General features: G+C 72.1%; 9 protein-coding genes. 3 read left to right on the top strand and 6 right to left on the bottom strand.

The genetic code is table 11. The annotated features are described in order from the left end of the window. Both ACFCZ1_RS36595 and ACFCZ1_RS36590 read left to right on the top strand, forming a co-directional pair. The coding region (locus tag ACFCZ1_RS36595; protein WP_376682623.1) for a methionine adenosyltransferase domain-containing protein at positions 1-129 on the top strand (129 nt) is incomplete at its 5' end. A gap of 37 nt (positions 130-166) precedes the next feature. Then, positions 167-505 (top strand): hypothetical protein, encoded by a 339-nt coding sequence (locus ACFCZ1_RS36590; RefSeq protein ID WP_376682622.1) that lies wholly within the window; start codon positions 167-169, stop codon positions 503-505. A gap of 103 nt (positions 506-608) precedes the next feature. On the opposite strand, the gene ACFCZ1_RS36585 is transcribed toward ACFCZ1_RS36590, so the two are convergent. The 6 genes from ACFCZ1_RS36585 to ACFCZ1_RS36560 all read right to left on the bottom strand — a co-directional run bounded on the left by ACFCZ1_RS36585 (position 609) and on the right by ACFCZ1_RS36560 (position 5,305). Further along, on the bottom strand, positions 609-1,604 hold the full coding sequence (locus tag ACFCZ1_RS36585) for a hypothetical protein (protein WP_376682621.1): 996 nt from the start codon (positions 1,602-1,604) through the stop codon (positions 609-611). 142 nt (positions 1,605-1,746) lie between these two features. Then, positions 1,747-2,007, bottom strand: a complete 261-nt coding sequence (locus ACFCZ1_RS36580; protein ID WP_376682620.1) for a hypothetical protein — start codon at positions 2,005-2,007, stop codon at positions 1,747-1,749. Then, complete coding sequence (locus ACFCZ1_RS36575) at positions 2,004-2,954, bottom strand: oxidoreductase (protein WP_376682619.1); 951 nt, start codon at positions 2,952-2,954, stop codon at positions 2,004-2,006. The genes ACFCZ1_RS36580 and ACFCZ1_RS36575 overlap by 4 nt, the downstream gene beginning before the upstream one ends. A 28-nt stretch (positions 2,955-2,982) precedes the next feature. Continuing rightward, the gene (locus ACFCZ1_RS36570) at positions 2,983-3,522 is read right to left on the bottom strand and encodes a carboxymuconolactone decarboxylase family protein (RefSeq protein ID WP_376682618.1); all 540 of its coding nucleotides are present in this window, start codon (positions 3,520-3,522) and stop codon (positions 2,983-2,985) included. Positions 3,523-3,743: 221 nt separating this feature from the next. Further along, a complete protein-coding gene (locus ACFCZ1_RS36565) occupies positions 3,744-4,286 on the bottom strand; it encodes a carboxymuconolactone decarboxylase family protein (RefSeq protein WP_376682617.1) in 543 nt (180 codons plus the stop codon). A 20-nt stretch (positions 4,287-4,306) separates the two neighbouring features. Continuing rightward, positions 4,307-5,305: a hypothetical protein gene (locus tag ACFCZ1_RS36560; RefSeq protein WP_376682616.1), complete on the bottom strand. Its 999-nt coding sequence runs from the start codon at positions 5,303-5,305 to the stop codon at positions 4,307-4,309. 263 nt (positions 5,306-5,568) lie between these two features. Between ACFCZ1_RS36560 and ACFCZ1_RS36555 the strand changes: the two genes are divergently transcribed. Beyond that, positions 5,569-6,960: an FAD-binding oxidoreductase gene (locus tag ACFCZ1_RS36555; RefSeq protein ID WP_376682615.1), complete on the top strand. Its 1,392-nt coding sequence runs from the start codon at positions 5,569-5,571 to the stop codon at positions 6,958-6,960. Positions 6,961-7,013: the final 53 nt, after the last annotated feature.

Genomic DNA, 7,013 nt, shown 5'->3' with positions numbered 1-7,013 from the left:
GACCTCGACCTGCTGCGCCCGATCTACGCCCAGACCGCCGCCTACGGCCACTTCGGCCGCGAGCTCCCCGACTTCACCTGGGAGCGCACCGACCGAGTCGACGCCCTGCGCGCCGCCGCCCGCCTCTGAACACCGCACTCACATCCCCGCGAACCAAGGAAACGACATGACTGCCACCGCCGCCCTGCTCCTGGAGAAGCCGGCCGCAGACGAAGCCCGCCGCCAGGCCGGCAACCTCCTCCTCGACCTGCGCCACGGCACATGGACCCCGACCCCGCTCGAACGGCGCGTCGCCGAGATCCTGGGTGTCTCCGCCTCCTCCGCGCAGGGAGTGCTGAGCGCCCGGCACATCCGCAGCGCGCTGTGGGAAGGCTCGATGGCGATGACCCGCGAGAACGGCGGGCGCTTCGCCACCGCCCTCGCCCACCTCGCCCCGGCGCTCGACGTCCCCGACGTGGCCGACCTGACCGTCGAGCTCATCGGCGCCGTGGCAGATCACGCCTGAACCGCCCCCGGTCCGCCGCCGGTCCGCCCCCGGTCCGCACGCGAACGGCCCGGGAGGGACGTGCCCACGCCCTCCCGGGCCGTTCACCCCGTGGTAAGGCCGCTCAGGCCGCCCACGGTGCCAGCGGGTACCAGATCAGGTCCCTGCGGGCGAGCATCCGGACGTCCCAGTACAGGATCATGAACACGCCCGCGGCGACGAACGCCGCGGCCATCACCGCGGAGGCCCGGCTGGGCTTCGCGACGAGCCAGCGGTGCAGCCGGTCGCCGAGGATTCCGGTGACCAGCAGGAACAGCAGACCCACGATGAGGATGTTGCCGAGGGTCTGCAGGCTGAACACCGCAGCCCCGTAGAACACGTTGTGGCTCCGGGCCGCGTCCTGGAACAGCTGGCGGAACAGGGCGAACGGCCGGCCGATCAGGAACCCGCCGATCAGCGCGCCCATGACCACCATCGGCGCGTTCGGGAAGCGCGCGGTCAGCCGGGCGAGCGGATCACGCACCACACCGGCCGCCGCGAGCCCCAGGTACGTCATGACCAGGCCGATCAGCCCGTAGACCACCATCGCCTGCACCAGCCGGGGAGAGAAGCCCGCGCCGCTCGAGCTCGTCTGGAACTGGGGCATGCTGGTGCCCACCAGGGCGACGACCACACCGTAGAGGGCCGAGACGGCCAGGGCCCCGGCCGCGAGGAAGCCCAGCGGACGCAGCGCGGCGGCCATCCGGCCGCGCCGCGTGGCCGACGTACCGGCCAGCGGTGCGAGCGCGCTGAACACGGCGATGTTGCAGGCGGTGAAAGTGCCCGCGATTCCGGTGGCGAGCGCGAAGGCCACGCCGGCAAGGGTTCCGGTGATCGCGGTCCCCTTCGCCGCGTGGCCGAGCAGCGTGTCGGCGACGTTGTCGCCGATCGTCTTGTCGACGAACTGGGCCGACCACACGACGGTGAGCGCGAAACCGAACAGCGCGCCGACGAGCAGCACCAGCGCCCGGCGGCGCGGGGCGAAACCGTTGAAGAAGAAGGAGGGCGTCCGTGAAAGTGCGGGAACGTCCGCACGGGCCGCACGTGGCGCCGGAGCGGGTTTGTGGGCGACCTGAGTCATGGGAGGGCCTTTCGCCGAGGCGTGCTATCGGTGCGAAAGGCTAGAACCGCGGGCACGGCCCCAGGCGGTCCGAAGCGACGTTGAGCCGCTTTGCGGCACTCCTCGCCCCGACCCAGCCAGGTCGGCCGCGACGCCCCCCGCATCACTGCAAAGAACGCGCCAACAACCCGACCGGAAAAGGAAGTTCAGGAACGACCGGTGCGGGCTCCGCCGGTGCGGGCTCCGCCGGTGCGGGCGCCGCCGGGTCCGACTGCCACGCCGCACCACTGACATCCGGCAGCGACATGTCGAAACTGCGCCAGAACCACGCCCACGCCGCGACCTTGCCGAAGTTGCCGCCGTCATCGGCGATCCCCTCGCCGACCCCGGCCGCGATGCTCGTCCCGCCTGCCGACCCGCTCACCGTGCCACCTCCACGACCGGCCGCGCATCCGCCCCGCGCCCGGCCTCACGCGCGTAGCGCACCCCGGTCAGCTCCTCCGACATCTCCCACAGCCGGATCTGCGCGATCACGTCGCGGGAAGCCCGGCTCGAACGCGCGGGCCCGGCACCGCCATGGCATTCGGCCGGGCCGCCCGGACCGAGGTAGGCCCCGCCCGACACCAGCGGATCGGTCGCCGCCCGCAGCGACGGGAGCGCCGCCGAGTCCGCGGACTGCCCCAGCCAGCGCAAAGCGGCCGCGCTCACGGGGCGCAGCCACCCCGGCGCCCCGCTGTGCCACAGGCCCGTGGCGGACAGGCCCGGATGGGCTGCCACCGACACGGTCTCGGCTCCGGCGTCGACCAGCCGGCACTGCAGTTCCCGGGCGAACATCAGATTCGCGAGCTTGGACCGGCCGTACGCCACGACCGAGCGGTGCCCGCCCGCCCCGCGTACGTCGGCCGCGCCCACCCCGCGGGCCGCCGCCCGGTGGGCGAGACTGGCGACGCTCACCACGCGCGAGCCGGGCACGTCACGCATCAGCCCCAGCAGCAGGCCGGTCAGGGCGAAGTGCCCCAGGTGGTTGACACCGAAGTGCGGCTCGAAGCCGTCCTGCGTGTGCTCGTACGCCGGGAACATCACACCGGCGTTGTTGACGAGCAGGTCCAGCCGGTCGAGCCGGCGCCGTACCTCCCGCGCCGCACCCCGAACCGAATCCAGCGAGCCGAGATCGACCCGGACCACCTCCGAGCGGCCACCGATCCGTGCCGCGGCGGCCAGCCCCCGCTCGACGTCGCGGCAGGCCAGGACGACCCGCGCACCGCGCGCCGCGAGCACCCGGGCCGTCTCCAGCCCGATGCCGCCGGAAGCCCCCGTCACCAGAGCGGTCCTACCGCTCTGGTCGGGTACGTCTGCCATGGACCACACCATGTCGCCCTCCTTCGAACGGGATGCCCTCTCAGCGGGCCGATCCGTAGCCGCGCGCCACGATGCGCTCCGCGACTTCGGTGTAGTGCGACGTATCGGCCGGCAGATCGGTGGCCAGGCCGTTCACGTAGCGGTTGAACATGCAGAACGCCGCCGCGATCAGTACGGTGTCGTGGATCTCCGCATCCCCCGCGCCCTCCTTGCGGGCGGCGGCGACGGCCTCGTCGGACACCGGCTGCGCCAGCGCCTGGACCTCCGCCGCGATCCGCAGCAGAGCCCGCAGCAGCGGGCTGATCGGCGCGGACTCGGGGTCGGCGAGCACCTCCGCCACCAGCCGCTGCCCGCCCTCCAGCTGCGCCGCGGCGAACGCGCTGTGCGAGTCGGCGCAGAAACGGGTGCGGTTGAGCTCCGAGACGTACGCGGCGATCAGCTCCCGCTCGCCCCGGCTCAGCGGGGACTCGCCGCGCAGCAGCGTGTTGGCCACCGCGTTGAGCGGCCCGGCCGTGTCGGGCCGCTGCACCATGAGCCCGCTGATGCCGGGGAGGTCGTTGGTTATCTCGATGTGCGGCACCGGAAGATCCTTTTCTGAACGGACTGGTCGATGCCTCATCGTGACCAGAGCTCGCCGGCCCGGCCAACTCATGGCGTGCGCAGGTGAGTTGGGGCCAGGAGTCGACAGGCCGGGCGGGACGGGGCAGTGGGCCCCGCCGCGCGCCCCGCCCCCGTCCCGCGCGTTCAACCGACTCGTGCGTTCAACCGCCGCGTGAACACGGTCCCGGGGGCGGGTCCGGCTCACTCCGCCGGAGGCAGGTACCCGTGCGCCGTCAGGAAGAGCCCGATCTCGTCGTACACCGCCGGGTCGTCCGGCGTGATCGCGCCCAGCCCGTCCACGTACCGGTTGAACATGCAGAACGCGGCCGCGACCAGCACCGTGTCGTGGATCGCCTCGTCGTCCGCCCCGGCGGCCTTCGCCGCCGCGACGTCCTCCCCGCTCACCTCACGGGCATCGCCCTGCACCTTGCCCGCGATCGCGAGCAGCGCCCGCATCCGCTCGCTGACCGGCGCGCTCGCCGGATCCCGCTTCACGGCCTCCACCAGCTCGTAGTCGCCGCCCAGGGCGTGCGCGGCCGCGGCGGTGTGCGAGCCCGTGCAGTACCGGGTCCGGTTGCGGAAGGACACGAAGGCGGCGATCAGCTCCCGCTCACCCACGCTCAGCGGGGACTCGCCCCGCAGCAGCTGCTCGGCGAGCTCGCTCATCCGCCGTCCCGAGGCGGGCTTGCTGGCCATCAGACCGCGGATACCCGGCACCGGGGCCGGAATTTCGATGTGCGGCACGCTACGGCCTCCTTCGCGGGTTAGTTGTTGAACCACGGGGTGGTCGTCGAGTCCGTGCTGAACTGGCCCAGGATCAGGTTGGCCACCTTCTGCTCACCGGTCGGACCGGGGTGCACACGGTCGGACTCCAGGTCCGAGCACGCCCACTCCAGGCCGTCACTGCGCCCCGGGACGCCGCCGGCCACACCGTCCGAGCCCAGGCCGTCCGCCCACATGTACGGACCCCAGGACAGCCACGGCGCGACGCCGCCCGGCCCGTAGGTGAGGTTCGAGGCGCCGTTGATCTGGTCCTGGATCAGCTTCTTGACGGCCCAGCCCTGCTGGTACGCACCCGCGCTGCGCGCCGGGTCGTAGGTGTAGATCCGGCTGGCCACGTAGCCCAGCGCCAGGTTCGGGTACTTCGCCCGGGCGTTGCGCGCGATCGAGCCGAGGGCGGTACTCAGGTTCTGGGCGCCGGCCGGGAAGGCACCGAGGTTTTCACCGAGGAACTGCTCCTTCAGCCACACCGCCTGCACCTGGGCGGGGGTCACACCGGCGGCGGAGAGCCGGGAGGCGAGCACCGACCAGGTGGTGTCCGCCGGGTTCGCCCACGTGCTCGCGTCCTTGCCGCCCTGGGCGCCGTCGACGATGACGAGCTTCGAGTTCAGGTTGGCGTACCCGCCGGCGGTCTGGATGAACTTCTGGAACTCCTGCGTGGTGTTCGACATGCCGATGGAGATCAGCACGATCTTGCCGTTGACCAGGTCGACCTGCCCGGCGGCGTTGCGCGGCAGCACCTGGTTGTTCGCGATGTCCTCGCCCGCGGCGTTGTGCGCGGCGGGGCGGGTGTTGCTGCCACCTGGGTAGAGGCCGCCCATCAGGCCCTGATAGGTCCCGGTGCCCAGGTCGTTGAGCGGCACCTGGCCGCTCTTCGTGTACGAGCAGTCGGGCGTGGCGGACGACGCGGTCTGCGGGATCAGTGCGAGGGCCATGGCGGTGGCGGCCGTGGTGACGAAGGCGGCGGTACGAGTGATCTTCATGGTTCCTCCCGGACGTCGACAGCGGGACAGGCTGAAGCCGCCCCCCTTCCGAGGTTGGCGACCCGGCAGCCGCCGCCGCACCTTCTGCCGTGCTCTGGCCGCCCTGCTCCACCGACCGCCGTCCGCGCCGCGGCGCGCAGGCCGCGGACCCGGGCCGAGGACGGCCATCACAGCAATCCAGAAGATGCTCCGCACGTCCCGCCCGTACGACGATGGACCGAGCCCTGGCGACACCGCTGCAGCAAGACATGAGGAGAACTTTCATGGTGGAGAAGACCGACACGCTCATCGAGCAGGGCAGCACCGTGCCGGTTCCGCAGCTGCGCGCCGTGGTCAGCGGTCAGGTGCTGGCGCCGGGTGACGCCGGATACGACAAGGCCCGCACCGTGTACCTGGGCGGCATGGACCAGCAGCCCGCCGCGATCGTGCGCCCGTCCGACGTCGCCGACGTGGCACGGGTCGTCAACTTCGCCCGCGACAACGAACTGCCCCTGGCGGTCAAGGGCGGCGGGCACAGCGTGTTCTGCCTCCTCGACGGCGGCCTCGTCCTCGACCTGTCGTCGCTGCGCGGCCTGGAGATCGACCCGGAGACCCGCACCGCCTGGGCGGAGGCCGGCCTGACCGCCGGCGAGTACACCAACGCGGCCGCCGAGCACGGCCTCGTCACCGGCTTCGGCGACACGGGCAGCGTCGGCCTCGGCGGCATCACCGTCGGAGGCGGCGTCGGTTACCTCGTCCGCAAGCACGGGCTCACCATCGACGACCTGCTGGCGGCCGAGGTGGTCACCGCCGACGGCGAGCTGCACCGGGTCGACGCGGAGAACGAACCCGACCTGTTCTGGGCGATCCGCGGCGGCGGCGGGAACTTCGGCGTGGTCACCCGCCTGAAGTTCCGGTTGCACGAGCTGACCACCGTCCTCGGCGGCCTGCTGGTCCTGCCGGGCACCACGGAGGTCATCGCCGGCTTCGTCGAACTGGCGCGGAAGGCTCCGGAGGAGCTGTCCACCATCCTCAACGTCATGCCGGGGAACGTGCTGCCGTTCGTCCCCGAGGAGTTCCACGGCACGCAGGTCGTCATGGCCATGATGGTCTACGCAGGTGAGGGCGAGACGGCGGAGCAGGCAGTGGCCCCGTTCCGGGCCCTCGCCACGCCGATCGCCGACATGATCGCGCCCATGCCCTTCCCGGGCGTCTACCCGCCCGAGGACGACTTCCACCCGGTCGCCGCCGCCCGCAACCTGTTCGTGGACACCTTCGACGCCGACGACGCCGCGCTCGTCCTGGACCGGATCAGCTCCTCGACGGCCATGATGTCCGCCGTCCAGGTGCGCGTCCTCGGCGGCGCGATGGCCCGCGTGGCCGAGGACGACACCGCGTTCGCCCACCGCAACCGCGGAGTGATGATCAACATCGCGGCCATGTACGCCGACCCGGCCGAGGCCGAGGTGCACACCCGCTGGGCCGACGAGCTGACCGCCGCCCTGCAGAAGGGCGTACCGGGCGTGTACGTCAACTTCCTCGCCGACGACAGCCAGGCCCGTATCCACGAGGCCTACCCGGAGCACACCTGGACGCGGCTGCGCGCCATCAAGCGCACCTACGACCCCACCAACCTGTTCCGCGTGAACAACAACATCCCGCCCGCCGACGCGTAACGGAACCGGACCCGTGGCCGTGCCCCCGTCGGACATCCGGCGGGGGCACGGCC

This window comes from Streptomyces sp. NPDC056224, assembly GCF_042267665.1.
Taxonomy (GTDB): Bacteria; Actinomycetota; Actinomycetes; order Streptomycetales; family Streptomycetaceae; genus Streptomyces.
The sequence above is the reverse complement of the archived record's forward strand: the minus strand, read 5'-3'. Positions and strand labels throughout refer to the sequence as shown.

Coding starts and splice junctions, on each gene's coding strand:
- ACFCZ1_RS36590 (WP_376682622.1), top strand. CDS start 167: ATGACTGCCACCGCCGCCCTGCTCCTGGAGAAGCCGGCCGCAGACGAA.
- ACFCZ1_RS36585 (WP_376682621.1), bottom strand. CDS start 1,604: ATGACTCAGGTCGCCCACAAACCCGCTCCGGCGCCACGTGCGGCCCGT.
- ACFCZ1_RS36575 (WP_376682619.1), bottom strand. CDS start 2,954: ATGGTGTGGTCCATGGCAGACGTACCCGACCAGAGCGGTAGGACCGCT.
- ACFCZ1_RS36560 (WP_376682616.1), bottom strand. CDS start 5,305: ATGAAGATCACTCGTACCGCCGCCTTCGTCACCACGGCCGCCACCGCC.
- ACFCZ1_RS36555 (WP_376682615.1), top strand. CDS start 5,569: ATGGTGGAGAAGACCGACACGCTCATCGAGCAGGGCAGCACCGTGCCG.